Source organism: Mangrovibacterium sp. (genome assembly GCF_041596335.1).
Classification (GTDB): domain Bacteria; phylum Bacteroidota; class Bacteroidia; order Bacteroidales; family Prolixibacteraceae; genus Mangrovibacterium.
Genome location: NZ_JBFHIT010000004.1, coordinates 169,071 through 188,319 on the forward strand (window position 1 = coordinate 169,071; position 19,249 = coordinate 188,319).

Below are 19,249 nucleotides of genomic sequence, written 5' to 3' on the forward strand. Positions count from 1 at the left end.
CTTTCGTTAGTGAGTCATTTTTTATACGGAAGTGTAAGTTATCGCATTGCGAAAATAACCTGATAAGTATGCACACCACTATAAATCTGATTGCATGAGAAAAATCAACGAGATAACAACGAACGAATTACAATTGCGTTTAGCGAACGACAAGACCAAAGTCATCGATGTTAGGCCAGTGGATGCCTACAATGGATGGCGACTGGAGAACGAACATCGCGGCGGACATATAAAAGGAGCAAAAAGCTTGTCTGCCAAGTGGGCTGATTATATCGATTGGATTGAAATTGTCCGATCGAAAGGAGTTTTACCGGAGCATGATCTTGTTTTGTATGGCTATTCACAAGTAGAAGCCGAAAAGGTGGCGCTTCGTTTCTCACAGGCTGGTTATTCACATCTTAGTGTTTATAATCATTTTGTGGATGAATGGGCATCGAACCCTGATTTGCCAATCGATTTCCTTCCAAATTTTAAAAACCTGGTACCGGCAAGTTGGGTAAACCAAGTTGTTTCGGGAAATTTGCCGACTGAAATAGAGGGGCAAAAAGTTGTAATCTGTCATACGCATTACCGCAATCGCGATGCCTACTTGTCAGGGCATATTCCGGGTGCGATTGATATAGACACACTGGCGCTTGAAGCTCCGGAAACCTGGAACAGAAGATCGCCCGCTGAGCTGAAAGAAGCCCTTGAAAAACATGGAATTACGTCGGATACAACCGTCGTCTTATATGGGAAATTTATGTTTCCTGATAATGATGACGAGTTTCCGGGAAGTGCAGCAGGCGATATTGGCGCCATCCGTAATGCCATGATCATGATGTACGCCGGAGTTAAAGATGTGCGCGTGCTAAACGGTGGTTTCCAATCGTGGGAAGATGCCGGATATGCAGTCGATACCGATGATGTTCCGAAAATACCGGTGTCAGATTTTGGTGTCCGGATACCGGTTAATCCATCCATAATTGTTGACATCTCCGAGGCTAAAGAAATGATAAAATCCAATGACGCTGATATTGTTTGTGTACGAAGCTGGCCCGAGTATATCGGTGAAGTCAGTGGATACAATTATATCGAGAAAACAGGACGAATTCCGGGAGCCATTTTCGGAAATTGCGGTTCCGATGCTTACCACATGGAGAATTACAGAAATACCGACCACACCATTCGCGAAGCACAGGAAGTTGCCGCAATTTGGGACGCGGTTGGAATTACACCAGACAAGCATTTGGCCTTTTATTGCGGCACCGGATGGCGTGGCAGCGAAGCGTGGTTCAATGCCTGGCTTATGGGTTGGCCGCGGGTTTCGGTGTTCGATGGCGGTTGGTTCGAGTGGAGTAACGATCCTGATAATCCGTTTGAAACAGGTATTCCCGAAAATATGCTCACTTCAGCTTACAAATGAAAATATCTCGCCATACCGATTAGGTAGAAACGGAGATGCGTATTGAATAATAATAGGCTGCATTGTTGCTCCGTTGCGCGAGAAAAAAACAGGCCCGATGAAACAACAAATTCTCAATTATGAATTGGCAACCGATACCTTAAGAGGTCTGACTGCAGATCCTAAGTATTTATTGTCGAAGTACTTCTACGACGATGCCGGCAGTGCAATATTTCAGGATATTATGCAAATGCCTGAATACTATCTTACCGATTGCGAATTTGAAATATTTACAACCTACCGGAAACAGATTTCTGAATCGTTTCACGAAGGTGTTCAGGCATTTGATTTGATTGAATTGGGCTCTGGAGACGGACTGAAAACGAAGATTCTATTACAGTTTTTGGTAAATAACGCAGTCGATTTCAGATACATCCCTATCGATATCAGTCATAAAGCCAATGTAGACCTGCTAAACAGCTTGAAAAGTGAATTGCCGGTTCTGAATGTATCTCCCAAAACCGGAGATTATTTTCAGGAAGTCGAAAAACTGAATGGCTACTCCGGGCTACGAAAGGTATTCCTTTTTCTGGGGTCGAACATTGGCAATTTTTCGGACGATGAAATCGACCGTTTTTTTAGTCAGCTCTCAACCCTTTGCCACAAGGGAGATAAACTGCTCGTTGGTTTCGACCTGAAAAAGTCGCCCGAAGTAATTATGAAAGCGTACAGCGATCCACATGGGCACACCAGACGTTTCAACCTAAATCATCTGATTCGGATAAACAGAGAATTGAACGCCAATTTCAACCCTGAAAATTTTGAACATCAGGCGGTATATGACCCGCAAACCGGAGCCGCGAAAAGTTTTCTTGTTTCAACTGTGGTTCAGTCAGTTTACATAGCTGATTTAAATGAGCGAATTCATTTTGACAAATGGGAACCGATATTTATGGAACTTTCACGCAAATTCGATCAATCAACGATTGAACGCATCGCAGCAGAACATGGCTTTGGGGTCGAAAGTCAGTTTACCGATAAACGCGACTATTTTGTGAATTCGTTGTGGGTGAAGAAGTAGTTTTCAGAAGTTAAAACAGCAATAATTGATATGAAAGTAGCAGTAACAGCAGCAAACGGACAATTGGGGTCGGCAATTGTCAAGCAACTTATAGCCGATTTAGGCGCCGGCAATGTAATTGGAATTGCACGAACACCTCACAAAGCAGAATTTTTAGGGGTTGAAATTCGAAAAGGGGATTATAACAATCGGGAGGATTTTGATGCAGCACTGAAAGGAATTGATGCCGTGCTGATCGTTTCGAGCATGGATCAACCGGGAAAACGTATTTTGCAGCACCGGAATGTGATTGAAGGAGCAAAAGCCAACGGGGTAAAGAAACTTTTTTATACCAGTATTGTTGGCGACAGCGAGAAAAACGCCTTTAGCCCGGTTGTAAGTAGCAACCGGCAAACAGAAAACGATGTACAAAATTCGGGACTGAATTGGGTGATTGGACGTAATGGAATCTACATTGAACCCGATTTGGAGTACATCGACAATTATATCGCAAAGGGCGAAATTTACAATTGTGCCGGTTCTGGTTTATGTGCATATACCAGCAGGTCGGAATTGGCGCATGCCTATTCGAAAATGCTGATCGAAGATAAACATAACGGTCAGCTATATAATTTGGTAGGCGAGCCAATTACCCAGGAACAGCTTGCCGGGCTTTTAAACGAGGTTTACGGAACCAAATTGGTCTATCGTGCGGCAACAGTAGACGACTATCTAAAGGATCGGAAAGCAGAATTAGGCGAGTTTTTAGGAACCATAATCGGTGGAATTTACGAGGGAATGAAAAACAATGCTTTTAATGTGAATTCAGATTTCGAACGGGCTGCAGGAAGACCTCATAAATCAGCTCTGGAAATCATTCAGAACGCCCGATGACACTGGCCTTCGATATTTATAAGCAGAAATTCTGCTTATAAAAAGATGGCAACTTTGCAGAAAAGAGTAGGAGCGGCGTTTTAGACCATTGCAGGACAACCGGCGAAATAGGCTGAGTTAGTGCCTGTTCTTTATTGATCAACAATTGAAGCTTGCAAGGTTCGGTGATTAATTTTTGTCCGTATTTTTCATTTTAACTCCATCAATCTACTCGTTGGACGAAAATGATCGTAATTTCGCCGCCGGAGTGGTTGTTCCTGACTGGAGAAGCTTTTGAGTTAGCTTTCGATTTAGGCGAATCTCAGACCTTTTTGTTTCAGAACACAAAAACGAAGTTCTTTGCCTGGCAGGAATTTGATGAAAAACGGCTCCATAGCATCGGCGGACGAATGGAAGCATGATCGGATAGAGCAAGTTAAATGCATGAGGAATCCTGATATTGTTTCCTTTAAATAATGAGAGATACGAAAATTAATTAGAAGATCGGATGAATAATTTTGAATGGAATTTCACCACCAAATTAGTTTACGGACCGGGAAGACTGGCGGAACTTGGTGATATTGTTAAGCCTTTTGGAAAGAAAGTAATGTTGGCAACCTATAAAAGAGACACGGCTTTTGCTCCTTTAATTGATAAGACCATTGCGATTCTTAACGCAAATAATGTTGAGGTTGAAGTGTTTGACGCTATTGAGCCTAACCCGAGATCGACAACGATAGACCGAGGGATTGAGTTGTTCCAAAAATCGGGTTGCGATTGTATTGTCGCTCTTGGCGGTGGTAGTGTAATCGATGGCGCAAAATACATTGCAGCTACCGCGTTTAGTGGTGGTTTGTCGTGGGATTACGTGGTTCTGGGCGATCGTAAACCACGTGCATACACCGGTGCATATCCTATTGTAGCTATTCCAACTGTTTCGGCTGCGGGTTCGGAAGTGAATGCCGGCGGTGTTTTGACCAACTGGGAAACGAAGGAGAAAAGTTTTAGCCGCTCGGAATACCGAATCCCCAAAGTCGCAATTATCGACCCTGAAGTTTTGGCAACCTTACCGCTTTCGATTACAAAAGACAGTTGTATTGACATCTTTTCGCATTTGATTGAGCGCTATTTATCGTCGGAAGACACCTCAGAGTTTGCCGATAGAATTACCGAAGGAATTATTTTAACCTTAAAAGATGCCTTTTACAAAGTAATTGAAAACCCAAAAGATTTGGAAACAAGAGGCACATTGGCTCTGTGTTCAATTTTCGGGTGGCAAGGAATTCAGGCCCTGGGACGAATGGGAAGTATTCCAATGCACTCCATTGAAATGCCTTTGAGCGCCCATTACGATTTGAGTCATGGCCGCGGAATGGGGATTATTATTCCTCCTTACCTGGAATATTTCGCCGATAAACTCCCACACAGATGGGCAAAATTGGCACGCCGTGTTTTTGATGTGAAGGAAGATGATGATTTGAAAGCAGCAAAAATGCTTTCCGTAAAAGTTATTGAATGGTTCGAAAGCGTTGGCATGTATCTAAAATTGTCGGATGTGAAGATCGATTCAGAGAAATTTGAACTGATGGCAAATGATGTAATGCGCATGTTCGGAAACAGCGAAACAGACAGGATCGACAGTATCATTCCAACTTCGGTGAAAGATATGGTTGAAATATACAAAATGGCGAAGTAGACGATTTATTTCTTCTATTTAAGCTATTCTACTGTTTTAAGAAAGGCCAAATTCCAGCAATGTATTTTGTTGAAATTTGGCCTTTCTGTTTTTCCATTTGTTGGTGATCGGTCTTATTGCCTCTCCATCAGATCTCAAAATGCATTCTTGAATCAGATCGACAAATCAATTTTAAGGAATGCGACTATCGGGCATTCGATACGAACTTTCGCTTATTTGCCGGGCTTCACTTCATACTTTCTGACCAAATGTATGATGCCAATCGTTGGTAACTAATGAAGTGGATTGAAGGCAAACAAAAAAGGCAAACCCGAAGATTTGCCTTTCCCCATATATCGATCGAAACTATACTAAACCACTGAATCCCATAAAAGCCATGGCCAGAATACCGGCAACAATCAGTGCGATTGGTGTTCCTTTTAATCCTTTTGGAACGTCGATTAAATCGAGGTGTTCGCGTATTCCGGCAAACAGTACCAGTGCCAACCCAAAGCCAATCGCGTTTGCAATAGCGAATACAACACTTTCCATTAGGTTAAGTTCATTCTGAATGGTCAGGATGGCAACACCTAAAATCGCACAGTTAGTTGTAATTAAGGGTAAGAATACGCCCAATGCCTGATAAAGAGCAGGGCTCACTTTCTTGAGGATAATCTCAACCAACTGCACCAAGGCTGCAATAACCAGGATAAACGAAATGGTTTGAAGGTAGCCAATGTTGAAGGGATCCAACACGTTTTTTTGAATCAGATAGGTTACGATGGTCGCCAGCACCATTACAAAAGTAACAGCTCCGGCCATCCCTACAGCGGTTGAAATTCGTTTGGAAACGCCAAGAAACGGACAGATTCCCAAGAATTGAGTCAGTACAATATTGTGTACAAATACGGCTGATATGATTATAATAAGATATTCCATGCTTTCTTCTCCTATGCTTTTCTGAGTTTATTGATCAAGGCAATTAGGTAACCCAATACAATAAAGGCGCCCGGTGCCAAAACAAAAATCAACATACCGAAATCTTCGGGGTAGATTTTGATGCCAAACATCATTCCGCTTCCCAGGAACTCACGAATAGCTCCCAACATTGTTAAGGCCATCGAGAATCCCAATCCCATGCTTAATCCATCAATTGCTGATGAGATCACATTGTTTTTTGACGCAAATGCCTCAGCACGTCCCAATACGATACAGTTTACCACGATCAACGGGATGAACAGCCCCAAGCTTTTGAAAAGCGCGGGTAAATAGGCTTGCATACTCAGCTCGACAACCGTTACGAAGGCTGCGATGATCACAATGAAACTAGGGATTCGAACCTTCTCAGGAATAATATTCTTAACCAGCGATACCACGATGTTGGCCATCAACAAAACGAAGGTTGTTGCCAATCCCATGCCGAGTCCGTTTATTGCTGATGAGGTAACACCCAATGTTGGACACATCCCCAACAACAGCACGAAAATTGGGTTTTCCTTAAAAAATCCCTTTGTGAAATTATTCATTTGATTCATGATTCACCTCCTTCTGATACTTGTTCTGCAGCCGTTGCCGGTTGATTTTCTGTGGCAGGAATTCCTGTTTTAAATGATTCGTATGCCCGGCGGATTGCTTCAAGGAAAGCGCGCGAAGAAATGGTTGATGCGGTAATTGCATCTACCTCTCCGCCATCTTTGCTGACATGCATATCAGTTGTGTCCGGATTCTTGCCAATAATACTTTGTTTCGGTTTTTCGCTGTTGCTAAACCAAGCTTGCATTTTCGACCCTAAGCCGGGGGTTTCTTTGTGTTCCAAAACCTGGTAGCCGCTGATTTCGCCATCGGGTTTAAAACCGACCATAATTTCGATTAACCCACTGAAACCACTTTTTGTGTAGCTTTTTACCGCAACACCAACCAATTCTTTCGACGCGTTATAGGCCGGGAAGAAGGTTAAGCTGTCTCCACCTTCCGCAGGGACGGCTTTCCAACTGGCGCCCAATTCGGTAAACTCAGGTAAGATTGCTTTAATCGCATCGTTTTGAGCTTTTAATTTCGAGGCCTCAATCGCATCTTTTGTCAAGGTTTGCACAAAGCCTAAAATTGTTGCTGATATCAGGCAGACCGCAAGCAGGGTCATCACCATGTTGATGAAACTGGATTTTATCGTAGCCATTAGTTTTTCCCTCCGAAACGTTTTGGTTTCACCGAAGAGTTAATCAGCGGGGTGAAGCCGTTCATAATTAAAATGGCAAAAGAAATACCTTCGGGATAAGCACCAAAATTACGGATGAGAACCGTGATAATACCAATGCCAAGCGCATAGATAAATTGACCTTTGTGGGTCATCGGTGAGGTAACCATATCGGTTGCCATATAGATTGCTCCGAGCATGGCGCCACCGGTTAACAGGTGGAAAACAGGTTCGATAAATTTATCGGGATTGATGAGATGCATTCCTCCCTGAACAACGAAAATGGTTCCCAAAATAAATACCGGAATATGCCAGGTGATTACTTTCTTCCAAACCATGTATGCGAAGCCCAAAAGCAGCAGGGCAGCCGATATCTCACCCATTGAGCCGGACATATTACCGTACAACAGATCAATATTGGTTGGAAGGTTGCCTAACAAGTCGGCAACCGGTTGTCCGTTTTTAACTCCTTCTTTCAAAATTGCCAGCGGAGTAGCAGTGGTAATCGCATCAGTTTGTGCGTGTATGCCAACCGGCCAGCTGGTCATTTGTACAGGGAAGGAAATAAGCAGGAACACGCGTCCCACCAAAGCCGGGTTGAATGGGTTGTTCCCCAAGCCTCCGAACGATAATTTCCCAACACCGACAGACACCAAAGCTCCAACAATAATAATCCAACTTGGGATTGATGCCGGAACGTTGAACGCCAATAAAATACCGGTTAATGCGGCTGAGCCGTCGGTAATTTTCGGCTCTTCTTTCATTAAAAAACGTTGAATCAGGTATTCGAAGGCCATACAGCCAACAACAGCCAGCAGTGTAACACGAATGGCTTCCATGCCAAACATAAATACCGACCAGGCTAATGCCGGAACCAGGGCCAGAATAACCCGGTACATGATCTTATTCACCGTGTCGCTTGTATGCACGTGTGGTGAAGGTGATATGGTAAGCAGTTTACTCATTTTTTATTATTCTGATAGTTCGTTTATTTTGAGTTTTCGGTTATTTTTTTCGGTTGCGAATGATTTGTCCAACTTTCGCTTTTCCCAGCCGGATATAGTCGAGCAGTTCCCGATCGGCCGGGCACGTAAAGCTACACGAACCACATTCGATACAATCCATTATGTTCGATTTTTCGGCCCTTTCCCAGACTTGCTTTTGTGATACAGTCATTAGAAGGAATGGCTCCAAGCCCATGGGACAAACGGTAACGCAGCGTCCGCAGCGGATACAGTTTTGGCTGGTTTTACGTTTTGCATCCGGGTCGGGCATAATCAGAATGCCTGACGTTCCTTTGGTAACAGGGATATCGGGTGATGCGACAGCTTTTCCCATCATTGGGCCACCGCTGATAATTTTACCGGTATCTTCCGGAAGACCGCCTGCAGCTTCAATCAGGTTGGTCACGGGGGTTCCGATCCGAACCATCAGATTCGATGGGTTTTTGACCGATTTCCCGGTAACAGTGACAACCCGCTCTATAAGTGGCTTGTTTTTTTGAACAGCTTCGTAAACAGCAAACGCAGTCCCTACGTTGCTCACCACAGCGCCCACCGCAATTGGCAGCGCTCCCGAAGGCACTTCGCGACCTGTAACAGCTTTAATAAGTTGTTTTTCGCCTCCTTGCGGATATTTCACTTTCAGTGGAACAACTTCGATGGACGCATCGGAAGCACATAGCTTTTTCAGACTCTGAATGGCATCCTTCTTATTGTTTTCGATACCGATATAAGCTTTGGTTACATTCAGCGCACACATTAAAATGCGGATACCGACCAGGATCTCAGGCCCTTTTTCCAACATCAACCGGTGATCGGCAGTTAAGTAGGGTTCACATTCCACACCGTTCAAAATCAGCATTTCAGCCTTCGATCCCGGCGGGGGCATTAGTTTTACATGGGTTGGAAAGGTTGCGCCACCCAAACCTACAATACCTGCCTGATTAATTTTGTCGATGATTGCTTTGCCATCCTTTTCAAAATTTTCATTCAGTTTGTCGTCGGTGACAATGCTTTCGTCCCATTCATCACCGTCAACCTGAATAAAAATACCTTGTTTCGGGTACCCGGAAGCATCGGTGGCCAAATCAACTTTGGTTACCGATCCGGACACGGACGAATGGATGTTTGCCGAAACAAAACCGCCTGCTTTGGCGATAATTTGTCCAACTTTTACCTGATCTCCTTTTTTGACCAGCACTTGAGCCGGTGCTCCAATATGTTGGGCTACGGGGATAAATACACTTTTAGGCAAAGCCAGTTTTTCAATGGCTTTGTTGGCCGAAAATTTGTTTTCAGCCGGATGGATCCCACCAAGTTTAAACGTCTTTAACACGATTGGCCTCCTTATTTAGTTTCGTTGTTTTCAGTTTTATTGTCTGTTGCCGGTACTTTGGGAGCAGGTGCTACCTTGTCGGCTGGTTGTGCAGGCGTATCTGCCTTGGGTTTGCGCGGAGGAAAGTTCAACTCGATAATCGCGTTTGTCGGACATTCAACGACACATTTGCGGCAAAGTTTACATTTGTCGGCATCAATGAAAGCCAGGTTGTTGTTCATGGTAATCGCATCGAACGGACAAACTTTAAAACATTTGCTGCATCCGATACAAGCTACCGAACAAGCCTTTTTAGCGACTCCTCCTTTGTCTTCATTCCGGCACGAAACGAAAATTTTCCGGTCTTTGGGACCTTTTTTCCGCAACTCGATCAGATTCTTCGGACAAGCCTCTACGCAGGCACCACAGGCCACACATTTATCGTCGATTACTTCCGGCAGGCCGGTCTCCGGATTCATGTGGATGGCATCGAAATCGCAGGCAGCTACACAGTCGCCATGACTTAAACAGCCGTACTGACATCCGGTATCGCCACTGTAAAGCGAAGCGGCAACTGCACATGATGAAGCGCCATCGAACTGATTAGTTTTGGGGCGGTGCTCACAGCTTCCGTTGCATCGCACAACGGCAACTTTTGGTGTTTGTGCAACTGCTTCCAATCCCAATATTCCGGCTACGCCAGTCATGCAATCATTTCCTCCAACCGGGCAAAAAAGAGGGGATAGGTCATCGGCTTTAACACAGGCTTCGGCAAAAGCACGACAGCCGGCAAAACCACAACCACCACAATTGGCTCCCGGAAGAGCTTTCTCTACGTCATCGATCCGTGGATCTTCGTATACTTTAAATTTTTGAGCTACAAAATACAGGATCACTGCTGACAGTGTTCCTATCGCGCTCAAACTAACAATAGTATAAACAATAGTCATGTTCATCGTAAAAATTATTCTAAGGGCTTAATTTCAAATTCAAATGACCGCTTTATTCTGTTCCGAACCAAGTACAAAACAAAATAGTAGGGGATCAGGGAAGCCAGAGCCAATAAACCTCCGGTTCCTTCCGGAATACGAAGTGAAGTGGTTATGATTAGAATTGTCAGCAGGATAATAAATGGAAGTAAATAGCCCAGAAATAAGGCCTTGAAGCCTTGCGAAGTTTTGCCAATAACAGTAACACGTTGACCAAGATGATATTCTCCGTTGAATTGGTTTATCTCCACCTCTTTGTCTTTCATGTCTGCTGCGGTACAACTGCCTTTCGCATGGCAGGATGCGCAAGCTGATTCATTGACAATTCCAACAATAATCTTATTCTCTGAAAGCTTTTTAACTATTCCTGTATGTGAAATTTCTCCTGACATCTTTCTATTTTAACTCCTCCCTACGCAAATCCGCTGCAAAACTATACCTAATCGTAAAACTTGAATGTGTTGTAAAATCATTTTTAAACCTTCTCATCTTATTTATAAGCTTTATAAATAATCGAAATAATCTATTGGGCTTAATTCATTGATATAGCGCTATGTATGATTGCGGCAACAGATCGCTTTAATCTTTTCGCAATTCTGTACAATCGATTGCGCAGCAAATGTAATGACTTTATTTTGAAATCAAAACCCGGAAGGAAATTTGATTTTAACTGATGATACTCCAATCGAATTCTGTGGTCCGCATTCGTTGCAGGTGGTAAACCAGAAGTTGATTTTCACGACTGGCAAGCTGAGGATCCTGATCCAGAATCTCAGCGGCTGTGTCTCTGGCAATTCGCAGTATTTCACCATCTTTACCAAGATTGGCTATATTGAGGTTGAAGCCCAGACCGCTTTGCTGGGTGCCTTCCAGGTCACCGGGGCCACGTAGTTGAAGATCAACTTCAGCAATCTCAAAACCGTCGTTAGTGCGAACCATCGTATCCAATCGTTTGCGGCTTTCATTGCTGATTTTGTACGACGACATCAACAAACAATAGGATTGTTCGGCTCCCCGGCCAACCCGCCCGCGTAACTGGTGCAGTTGCGATAAGCCAAAGCGTTCGGCGCTTTCAATAATCATGATCGACGCGTTCGGAACATCAACGCCCACTTCGATGACTGTTGTGGCGACCATTATTTGAGTTTTTCCTTCTTTAAACAACTGCATTTCCCGGTCTTTTGCTGCTGGTTTCAGTTTCCCGTGAACCATACTCAATTCAAACCGGGGAAAGACTTGTTTTAGATGTTCATAGCCATCTTCCAGATTTTTCAGGTCTAATTTTTCCGATTCACTGATTAGCGGATAAACAATGTATGCCTGCCTACCTTTGTTAACCTGTTCCCGGATAAACTCATAAACCTGCAATCTGCGGTTTTCAAGATAGTGTCGTGTTTCAATCGGTTTTCGACCAGGAGGAAGTTCATCAATGACTGATACATCCAAATCTCCATACAGAGTCATGGCCAAAGTTCGTGGAATCGGAGTGGCGGTCATCACCAGCACATGCGGAGGAATTCCGGCATTTTTTTTCCAAAGTTTGGCTCTTTGCGCAACACCAAAACGATGTTGTTCGTCGATAATCACGAGCCCTAGTTTGATGAAATTCACGCTGTCTTCGATGAGGGCATGAGTTCCGATCAGTAGTTGAATTTCACCGCTTTCAATGCCGGAGTAAATTCGTTCACGTTCTTTTTTCCGGGTCGAGCCGGTTAGCAAGGCTAATTTAATGCCAATCCCGGCCACCATCCGGCTAATGGTGTTAAAATGCTGGATAGCGAGAATTTCGGTTGGTGCCATCAGGCTGGCCTGAAACCCATTGTCGAACGCGATAAGCGCAACCATCAGAGCAACCAGTGTTTTTCCACTTCCCACATCGCCCTGAACCAAACGGTTCATTTGCTTCCCGCTCCCTAAGTCGCGCCTGATTTCTTTAATGACCTTCTTTTGTGCGCCGGTCAAATCAAAAGGGAGATTATTTTGAAAGAATGTGTTGAAATTATAGCCGATCTGTTCAAACACAAAACCCTTGAAAACTTCTTGCCTTTTGTGTTTCAGACTTAAAATTTTCAATTGAATGTAAAACAGCTCCTCGAATTTTAATCGAAAAGTAGCCTTTTGGAGTAATTGCGGATTTTCAGGGAAATGAATCTGACGTAGTGCCTGAGCAAGGGGCATCAATCGCAAGGGCTCGCGCACACCGGGAGGCAATGTCTCGTAGATTTTTCCTTCGAGCGCAGCGGCCAGGTTAAATTGAATTTTGTTGATGGCCCGGGTATTCATGAAGCGCTTTTTGAGCGTTTCGGTTGTATTGTAAAACGCCTGTAAAACACCCGAAGATACTTGTTGGGCATTTGCATTCTCAATTTCAGGATGGATAATATTCATCCGGCCGTTAAACACCGAAGGTTTGCCAAATACAACATACTCCTGGCGTGGTTTCAGGTTTTCGCGAATATACTTTATACCTGCAAACCAAATCAGGTCTAAACTACCGGTATCATCGTGGAATGTAGCCGTCAGTCGTTGTTTCCGTCCTTCGCCAATCAATTCGAAAGCTCCGAGTGTACCTTTTACCTGAATGTAAGCCTGGCTAACGTCAAGCTCACTGATTTTATAAAATTTTGTCCGGTCGATATATTTGTACGGAAAGTAGTACAGTAAATCGCGGAAACTGGAAATTGCGAGTTCTTTTTTTAACAGCTCGGCACGTTGGGGTCCAACCCCGTGTAAAAACTTAATATCTTGATCTAAAAAATCAGGCATGAAGCAAAGATAAAAATTAACCGGTTTTTGATTTCGTTCAATTGAAATTTTAGCTTACCGGAATGCCTGAAAATAGCTGCTCTCCATTTAAAATTACTTTTGTTCAGCTTAATTCGAATTCATATTTTTATATTTACTCGTAAAATCAGGATTTAAGGTCTGATATCTGGATTCGTTAACAACTCATATTTCCTTTCCATGAAAGAAGTTATTCGCTTAAAAGAAATTGTCAAAAACTATAAGGTCGGGACGGTAGTTGTTCAGGCATTACGATCTGTTGATCTTACGATTCAGCAAGGTGAGTATGTGGCAATCATGGGGGCTTCAGGCTCCGGTAAATCAACTCTGATGAATCTGATTGGCTGTTTGGATACAGCCTCGAGTGGTTGTTATGAATTAAACGGGAAGGATGTTGGCCATTTGACCGATGATGAACTAGCTGACATACGAAACTCCGAAATTGGGTTTATTTTTCAAACCTTTAATTTGATGCCCAGAAATACGGCATTGGAAAATGTCATGTTGCCCTTGGTTTATGCCGGTGTGCGAAAGCAGGATCGGTTTGCCCGCGCGGAAGAAATGCTGGCTAATGTTGGCTTGGACGATCGGATGGAACACCGCCCAAACGAATTGTCGGGAGGACAGCGACAGCGAGTAGCTGTAGCTCGTGCTATGATTAATAAACCTGCTATTTTGCTGGCCGATGAACCCACCGGAAATCTTGATTCACAAACATCGGAGGAAATAATGCAGCTATTTTCTGAAATTCACAAACAAGGAAACACCTTGATTGTTGTAACGCACGAAGAAGATATTTCGCTTCATGCCCACCGGATTATCCGGCTGAAAGACGGGAAAATTGAATCGGATATGGTCAATCCGAATCCGGTTTATAAGTAAACAGGTTGAACTGTAAGCGTGTTTTGTGGAGCTGAAGCGATAGAAAACAGAGGTACAAGATGGCAAAAGAAATGCAGATTTACACCAAAACAGGAGATGACGGAACCACTGGCTTAATTGGTGGAAGCCGGGTGAAAAAATATGATATACGACTGGAGGCGTATGGTACGGTTGATGAACTGAATAGCCAGATAGGGCTACTATTGTCTACCGCTGAAGATGAACGGGCGAGAGCAGTGTTGACTGACGTGCAATCGAAGCTTTTTGTTATTGGAGCTCATCTGGCAATGGATGAAAGCGCCGGAGCATTGAAGGAACAATTGCCCTGTACCGAGGCCGACGTTCAGGTCTTGGAAAACGAAATGGATGCTATGTTTGAACTGTTGCCAAAACTGAATCATTTCATCCTGCCCACCGGGTGTCAGGCTGCTGCTTATGCTCATGTAGCCCGTACTGTTTGTCGTCGTGCCGAGCGTAGAATTGTTGAGTTGGCCGACCAAAATACAGTCGATAGTAACCTTGTAAAATATATAAATCGCCTTTCAGACTACCTTTTTGTGTTGTCTCGTAAGTTGAATTTTGATAAAAAAATTGCTGAAACCCCTTGGATTTCGGGCAATAGCTAAAGAAAAATATTTTTGTTGCCCATGTTCTATTTTTTTCTATATTCGCAAAATATTAAAAAATAAAACTAAAATACCCTCGAATATGTATTGGACACTAGAACTGGCATCAAAATTAGAAGATGCACCCTGGCCTGCCGCTAAAGATGAGCTAATTGACTACGCAATTCGCTCTGGAGCGCCTCTTGAAGTCATTGAAAACTTGCAAGAAATAGAGGATGAAGGTGAAGTTTATGAAAGCATTGAAGATATTTGGCCGGATTATCCCAGCAAGGATGATTTCTTCTTTAATGAAGACGAGTATTAATTTTTAGCAAGAATAGCTTAGCAGAATAGCAGGATTTAATCCTGCTATTTTTGTTTGATAAAGATATCTTCAATCGATTTAGGTCTGATGGCTTCCAACCAGCTGAAACCCGGAAGGAATTTTTCCGAGTCAGTAATGTCAGGGATTGGGATTAACTGTCCATCGGGGGTAGTCATGAAAGCAATTCGGGTAACTTTGCTGTCCTTCATTCTAATCTCGATTGTACTGCTTTGAGCTTTGTTTAACCCGATTATCCCGGTATCGTCACTGGCATAATAGAGACTTTGACCGTTACCGTCCACATCAATTTTGTATAATTCTTTTCCGCGGATATAACCGTTCATATTTCGACCTTTAATTTGGTTAAAACGGTTTGAATCCTGCTGTGCGATGATAAACGCATCCTTCTGCATATAGAACTCCTGATTGACGGAATCCTTTGCCAGCATTTCCATATAGTTTGCGGTCATCTGGTTTGTTTCGGACCATATAACGGGGGCATGATGCATACATAGTAACGAATCTTTGGTGAAATAAACCAATGAATCACACTTCCCTTGCAGGTCGGCTCTGAAAAATTTGACATGATGATAGGCCAGGACTATTTTTTCGTTCGCGATGGTGTCCGGAACCGTTTTGATCGTGTCGGCATGCATAAATAAAGTATCCTTTGCTGTGTAAAACAACACATGAGCCGAGTCGTTTACCAACGATTCCTTTAGAATGTCGTTGTAGGCAATTCGGTTTCCTTTTACAATTACACGGTTTTCGAAATTGTGAATACTTGCATTACCCACCGCCAATCCATCACCGGTTGTTTTGTTGTAAAAGATTGATTCTGCATTAATGTCTTGCCCCTCTGTCTTAATCAACGGTCCTTTATGCAATTCTGCTTCACCGGTTTTAGTATTGTAAAATCCGGAAGAAGCAATCAGGGTGTCTTTTTCATCAAATATTGTTGTGGGGCCTACAATAGACGTAATACCGGTAGCGGGCTCGTATTCCAATGTATCTGACAGCATTCGGTAGGTATCGGTGAGAACGTCGACTTCCGTTTTGAAGAATGCTTTGTCCAGTTGCGTGTAGTATTCGCCAATTCGGCTGTAAAGCGTGTTTGTACTATCCTTTACCGTGCCGTAATCGTCATAGTAGCCAACTCCTCGGTTCATATCGTAATGAAGGGTGTCGGTGGTTAGCGTGACATTTTTGTTTATCAATTTAACATCGCCTTGGGCGTAGGCCCACTTGGTGTCTCCATCGTAGTGAATAAACCGGGCATAAAGATGGAGAGTGTCGCCTTTCAGAATGTGTACATGACCAAACGCGTCAACGATATTTGATCCGGCGTATGAATAAGCACTGTCGCACCACATTCGGATATCGTTGTGGTCGATGATGACAGATCCAAGCAATCGATTCGCGTTTTTCACGATAGCCTGGTTGTTCCGCATTACATCAGCCTGAATAATGTCCACACGGGTTTTATTCTGGGCCAGCAACCCGAACGGCATAGCCAGCATTAAGAAAAAGATTACTCGGAAAGTTTGACCGGGTTGGAACATGATCAGGGCAATTACAAAAGTTTTTCGATCAGCTGATCAACTGATATGTTTTCAGCCTCAGCTTTGTAGTTTTTAATGATACGGTGACGCAGAATATTCTTAGCGATTGCCTGGACGTCGTCAATGTCGGGTGAATATTTGCCAGACACAGCAGCGTGGGTTTTCGCGCCGAGAATGAGGTATTGCGAGGCACGAGGTCCGGCTCCCCATTTCAAATATTTGTCGGCCAACGGATCGGCTAATTCTGTTCCCGGTCGGGTCTTCGCAGCCAATGTTACAGCATAACGAAGCACATTTTCGTTGACGGGAATCTTCAAGATTAAATCCTGATAGTAGCGAATTTCTTCAGCTGAAATAATGGCGTCCAGACTTGTTTTTTGTTGGCTGGTGGTATTTCTTACGATGGTCAGTTCGTCTTCGAACTTTGGGTAATCCAACCAGATTGAAAACATGAATCGATCGAGTTGCGCCTCAGGAAGGGGATAGGTGCCTTCCTGTTCAATTGGGTTTTGTGTTGCCAATACAAAAAAAGGTTTGGCCAGCTCGAAACGTTGCCCGGCAGCCGTTACCGACCGCTCTTGCATCGCTTCCAGCAGTGCCGCCTGGGTTTTTGGCGGAGTCCGGTTAATCTCATCGGCCAGAATAATATTGGCGAACAGTGGTCCCTTGATGAACTTAAATTCCCGTTCCTTGTCCAGAATTTCAGTTCCGGTAATATCGGAAGGCATCAGGTCGGGAGTGAACTGGATTCGGCTATATTTCAAACTGAAAACTTCAGCGATGGTATTTACCAATAGTGTTTTGGCCAGACCGGGTACGCCAATCAACAAACAATGGCCTCTGCTAAACATAGAGACTAATACTTGTTTTACAATCTCGTCCTGCCCAAAAATGCGCTTTTTAATTTCGTCCTGCAACGTCATCATTTTCGCACTTAGGGTGTCTACGGCTTCAACCTCGCTTTTGAAGTTCATCATAAAATCGGCCTATTTAATCCAGTTATTGAATTTGAAGTTGCAATTTACGTAAGAATCATCAATCCGGATATAAGTCTTAGCCTGACGTTCAGCGATCCATTTGTTAAGAGCTTCGTCCTGCTTTTTTTGCAGGTACATGTCACCAAGCAGTTGGTAGTCGTCTTGTAAGTTCGCGCGGTGTGCTTTGGAACGGGAAATCAGTTTTACCACCATATAGACAGAACGTTGCTTTTCGTCGATTGTTAGGAAAGGATCTGAGATTTCATTTTCTTTTAAGCGATCCAATACTTTGCTTACTTCAGGTTCAATTTCTTGATTTTTCCACTTTGACGACATCGTGTAAGGGTTGATCGCGATTCCACCGCCATTTCTGGAGTTTTTATCGGCTGAATAACGCATGGCTGCATCTTCAAATGTAATCTGATTGCGACGAATTAGCGCAGCCAGACTATCGAGCCGTGTGGATGCGTCTTGCATCGCTTCTACTGATGGTTTCGGCTTCAAAATGATGTGGCGGGTATTAACCTGTTCTCCACGACGATCCACCAGTTGAATAATGTGGTATCCGAACTCACTTTTTACGACGTTCGAAACACGGTCTCCGCGAAGGTTAAAAGCAACAGCAGCATAAGAAGGGTCGAGCTGAGCGCGGCCCATGTAGCCGAGTTCTCCACCATTCGGAGCCGACGGCCCTTCGGAATACAAAACAGCCAGTGTCGCGAAATTCTCTCCGTCTTCAATTCGTTTCTTAAATTCGCGTAAGCGAGCTTTAATGCGGTTTTCCTCTTCAATTTCAATTGGAGGGAAAATACTGATCTGTGCATATTCAACTTGTGGCTCAACCATTGGCAAGTCTTCCGTTGGTGTGTTGCGAACCTTATATCGAACCTCGGCGGGCGTTATAGTCACTTCGTTGGTTATTGTACCTCGCATTTGGCCTGTCATCAATTGGTTTTTAATGACTTCCTGCAGGCCTGCCTTAATTTCAATGATTGGCTTTTTAAAATAATCTTCAACAGCTTTTTCTGATCCCAGGTTTTTGACAAAGTATTGCATCCTTTGATCTAGTTGTTGGTTAATCTGGCTATCGGTAATAACAATATTTGTATCTAATTCAGCTTCGGCTAACAAGAGTTTTTCAACCAGGAAATCTTCTAAAATTTCGCACTTCATATCTCCGTCAGACGTTACACCTTGCGCCTGATTATTCATATACATTTCTTCAATGTCTGATTTCATGATGATATTGCTACCAACTATGGCAACAATCTGGTCAACAATTTTATCCTGAGCAAAAAGTGTGTAGCCACTTGTCAGGCAGGCTATCATCATCAAAGCAGCCAATACTTTTCTGAACATATCAATCTATTTTTTTAAATTATATATTTTAAACTTATTCGACGTTAAACCTTCCTTGTAGATGTCCTCTTCAATACTCTTCAGGAATTGGATTTTTCTTTCGTTCAAAAGAATGTTGCGAATTTCGGAGCTGACAAATTCCACCGGAGCATTTTCACCTTGCTGCCGAAAATTACGGATACAAATAAAGTAATAATAATCTGTATCGCTGCTTTCAATGATCTTGTTTCTTCTTAAAATTTGTTGTTCTATGTTAATTTCATC

At 43.4% G+C, this 19,249-nt stretch carries 18 protein-coding genes and 1 pseudogene; 7 read left to right on the forward strand and 12 right to left on the reverse strand.

What is annotated here, in order from left to right; translation table 11 throughout:
- Positions 1-94: 94 nt before the first annotated feature.
- The 4 genes from ABZD21_RS03050 (at position 95) to ABZD21_RS03065 (ending at position 5,013) form a co-directional block, all read left to right on the forward strand.
- Entirely contained in the window at positions 95-1,405 is a 1,311-nt protein-coding gene (locus ABZD21_RS03050) for a rhodanese-like domain-containing protein (RefSeq protein WP_372772820.1), read from the forward strand.
- Between the two features lie 97 nt (positions 1,406-1,502).
- Positions 1,503-2,465 (forward strand): L-histidine N(alpha)-methyltransferase, encoded by a 963-nt coding sequence (locus ABZD21_RS03055; RefSeq protein ID WP_372772821.1) that lies wholly within the window; start codon positions 1,503-1,505, stop codon positions 2,463-2,465.
- A 30-nt stretch (positions 2,466-2,495) separates the two neighbouring features.
- Complete coding sequence (locus tag ABZD21_RS03060) at positions 2,496-3,338, forward strand: SDR family oxidoreductase (RefSeq protein WP_372772823.1); 843 nt, start codon at positions 2,496-2,498, stop codon at positions 3,336-3,338.
- A gap of 487 nt (positions 3,339-3,825) precedes the next feature.
- A complete protein-coding gene (locus ABZD21_RS03065) occupies positions 3,826-5,013 on the forward strand; it encodes an iron-containing alcohol dehydrogenase (protein WP_372772824.1) in 1,188 nt (395 codons plus the stop codon).
- A gap of 345 nt (positions 5,014-5,358) precedes the next feature.
- Here ABZD21_RS03065 and rsxA read toward each other — a convergent pair whose 3' ends face one another.
- The 8 genes from rsxA to recG all read right to left on the reverse strand — a co-directional run bounded on the left by rsxA (position 5,359) and on the right by recG (position 13,257).
- On the reverse strand, positions 5,359-5,931 hold the full coding sequence (gene rsxA / locus ABZD21_RS03070) for an electron transport complex subunit RsxA (RefSeq protein ID WP_372772826.1): 573 nt from the start codon (positions 5,929-5,931) through the stop codon (positions 5,359-5,361).
- 11 nt (positions 5,932-5,942) lie between these two features.
- A complete protein-coding gene (gene rsxE / locus ABZD21_RS03075) occupies positions 5,943-6,518 on the reverse strand; it encodes an electron transport complex subunit RsxE (RefSeq protein WP_372772827.1) in 576 nt (191 codons plus the stop codon).
- Positions 6,519-6,523: 5 nt separating this feature from the next.
- A complete protein-coding gene (locus ABZD21_RS03080) occupies positions 6,524-7,168 on the reverse strand; it encodes an RnfABCDGE type electron transport complex subunit G (protein ID WP_372772829.1) in 645 nt (214 codons plus the stop codon).
- Positions 7,168-8,151, reverse strand: coding sequence for an RnfABCDGE type electron transport complex subunit D (locus tag ABZD21_RS03085; protein WP_372772830.1), 984 nt, complete (start codon positions 8,149-8,151; stop codon positions 7,168-7,170). Before ABZD21_RS03085 ends, ABZD21_RS03080 begins: the two co-directional genes overlap by 1 nt.
- Positions 8,152-8,191: 40 nt before the next feature.
- A complete protein-coding gene (rsxC, locus tag ABZD21_RS03090) occupies positions 8,192-9,523 on the reverse strand; it encodes an electron transport complex subunit RsxC (protein ID WP_372772832.1) in 1,332 nt (443 codons plus the stop codon).
- Positions 9,524-9,534: 11 nt separating this feature from the next.
- On the reverse strand, positions 9,535-10,458 hold the full coding sequence (locus tag ABZD21_RS03095; protein WP_372772834.1) for a Fe-S cluster domain-containing protein: 924 nt from the start codon (positions 10,456-10,458) through the stop codon (positions 9,535-9,537).
- A gap of 8 nt (positions 10,459-10,466) precedes the next feature.
- The gene (locus tag ABZD21_RS03100) at positions 10,467-10,883 is read right to left on the reverse strand and encodes a SoxR reducing system RseC family protein (protein WP_372772836.1); all 417 of its coding nucleotides are present in this window, start codon (positions 10,881-10,883) and stop codon (positions 10,467-10,469) included.
- A 274-nt stretch (positions 10,884-11,157) separates the two neighbouring features.
- Entirely contained in the window at positions 11,158-13,257 is a 2,100-nt protein-coding gene (gene recG, locus ABZD21_RS03105) for an ATP-dependent DNA helicase RecG (RefSeq protein WP_372772838.1), read from the reverse strand.
- A gap of 198 nt (positions 13,258-13,455) precedes the next feature.
- On the opposite strand from recG, the gene ABZD21_RS03110 reads away from it, so the two are divergent.
- The 3 genes from ABZD21_RS03110 to ABZD21_RS03120 all read left to right on the forward strand — a co-directional run bounded on the left by ABZD21_RS03110 (position 13,456) and on the right by ABZD21_RS03120 (position 15,087).
- Positions 13,456-14,157, forward strand: a complete 702-nt coding sequence (locus ABZD21_RS03110) for an ABC transporter ATP-binding protein (protein WP_372772840.1) — start codon at positions 13,456-13,458, stop codon at positions 14,155-14,157.
- Positions 14,158-14,216: 59 nt separating this feature from the next.
- Positions 14,217-14,783 (forward strand): cob(I)yrinic acid a,c-diamide adenosyltransferase, encoded by a 567-nt coding sequence (locus ABZD21_RS03115; RefSeq protein WP_372772842.1) that lies wholly within the window; start codon positions 14,217-14,219, stop codon positions 14,781-14,783.
- Positions 14,784-14,865: 82 nt separating this feature from the next.
- The gene (locus ABZD21_RS03120; RefSeq protein WP_372772844.1) at positions 14,866-15,087 is read left to right on the forward strand and encodes a DUF2795 domain-containing protein; all 222 of its coding nucleotides are present in this window, start codon (positions 14,866-14,868) and stop codon (positions 15,085-15,087) included.
- Between the two features lie 44 nt (positions 15,088-15,131).
- On the opposite strand, the gene ABZD21_RS03125 is transcribed toward ABZD21_RS03120, so the two are convergent.
- From ABZD21_RS03125 to ABZD21_RS03140, 4 genes and pseudogenes are all read right to left on the reverse strand, one after another.
- Entirely contained in the window at positions 15,132-16,607 is a 1,476-nt protein-coding gene (locus tag ABZD21_RS03125) for an OstA-like protein (protein ID WP_372772845.1), read from the reverse strand.
- Between the two features lie 53 nt (positions 16,608-16,660).
- Positions 16,661-17,626 carry an AAA family ATPase gene (locus ABZD21_RS03130; protein ID WP_372772846.1) on the reverse strand — a complete coding sequence of 322 codons (966 nt, stop codon included), beginning with the start codon at positions 17,624-17,626 and terminating at the stop codon, positions 16,661-16,663.
- Positions 17,627-17,635: 9 nt separating this feature from the next.
- Entirely contained in the window at positions 17,636-18,985 is a 1,350-nt protein-coding gene (locus ABZD21_RS03135; RefSeq protein WP_372772848.1) for a peptidylprolyl isomerase, read from the reverse strand.
- Positions 18,986-18,991: 6 nt separating this feature from the next.
- Positions 18,992-19,249, reverse strand: a pseudogene (locus ABZD21_RS03140) (hypothetical protein); the annotation flags it as partial.

What these genes read in the sequence shown, in the direction of transcription:
- ABZD21_RS03095 (WP_372772834.1), bottom strand. Translation starts at nt 10,458, where the DNA reads ATGAACATGACTATTGTTTATACTATTGTTAGTTTGAGCGCGATAGGA.
- ABZD21_RS03050 (WP_372772820.1), top strand. Translation starts at nt 95, where the DNA reads ATGAGAAAAATCAACGAGATAACAACGAACGAATTACAATTGCGTTTA.
- rsxE (WP_372772827.1), bottom strand. Translation starts at nt 6,518, where the DNA reads ATGAATAATTTCACAAAGGGATTTTTTAAGGAAAACCCAATTTTCGTG.
- rsxA (WP_372772826.1), bottom strand. Translation starts at nt 5,931, where the DNA reads ATGGAATATCTTATTATAATCATATCAGCCGTATTTGTACACAATATT.
- ABZD21_RS03115 (WP_372772842.1), top strand. Translation starts at nt 14,217, where the DNA reads ATGGCAAAAGAAATGCAGATTTACACCAAAACAGGAGATGACGGAACC.
- ABZD21_RS03100 (WP_372772836.1), bottom strand. Translation starts at nt 10,883, where the DNA reads ATGTCAGGAGAAATTTCACATACAGGAATAGTTAAAAAGCTTTCAGAG.
- ABZD21_RS03110 (WP_372772840.1), top strand. Translation starts at nt 13,456, where the DNA reads ATGAAAGAAGTTATTCGCTTAAAAGAAATTGTCAAAAACTATAAGGTC.
- ABZD21_RS03055 (WP_372772821.1), top strand. Translation starts at nt 1,503, where the DNA reads ATGAAACAACAAATTCTCAATTATGAATTGGCAACCGATACCTTAAGA.
- recG (WP_372772838.1), bottom strand. Translation starts at nt 13,257, where the DNA reads ATGCCTGATTTTTTAGATCAAGATATTAAGTTTTTACACGGGGTTGGA.
- ABZD21_RS03120 (WP_372772844.1), top strand. Translation starts at nt 14,866, where the DNA reads ATGTATTGGACACTAGAACTGGCATCAAAATTAGAAGATGCACCCTGG.
- ABZD21_RS03085 (WP_372772830.1), bottom strand. Translation starts at nt 8,151, where the DNA reads ATGAGTAAACTGCTTACCATATCACCTTCACCACACGTGCATACAAGC.
- ABZD21_RS03060 (WP_372772823.1), top strand. Translation starts at nt 2,496, where the DNA reads ATGAAAGTAGCAGTAACAGCAGCAAACGGACAATTGGGGTCGGCAATT.
- ABZD21_RS03080 (WP_372772829.1), bottom strand. Translation starts at nt 7,168, where the DNA reads ATGGCTACGATAAAATCCAGTTTCATCAACATGGTGATGACCCTGCTT.
- ABZD21_RS03130 (WP_372772846.1), bottom strand. Translation starts at nt 17,626, where the DNA reads ATGATGAACTTCAAAAGCGAGGTTGAAGCCGTAGACACCCTAAGTGCG.
- ABZD21_RS03125 (WP_372772845.1), bottom strand. Translation starts at nt 16,607, where the DNA reads ATGCTGGCTATGCCGTTCGGGTTGCTGGCCCAGAATAAAACCCGTGTG.
- ABZD21_RS03065 (WP_372772824.1), top strand. Translation starts at nt 3,826, where the DNA reads ATGAATAATTTTGAATGGAATTTCACCACCAAATTAGTTTACGGACCG.
- ABZD21_RS03135 (WP_372772848.1), bottom strand. Translation starts at nt 18,985, where the DNA reads ATGTTCAGAAAAGTATTGGCTGCTTTGATGATGATAGCCTGCCTGACA.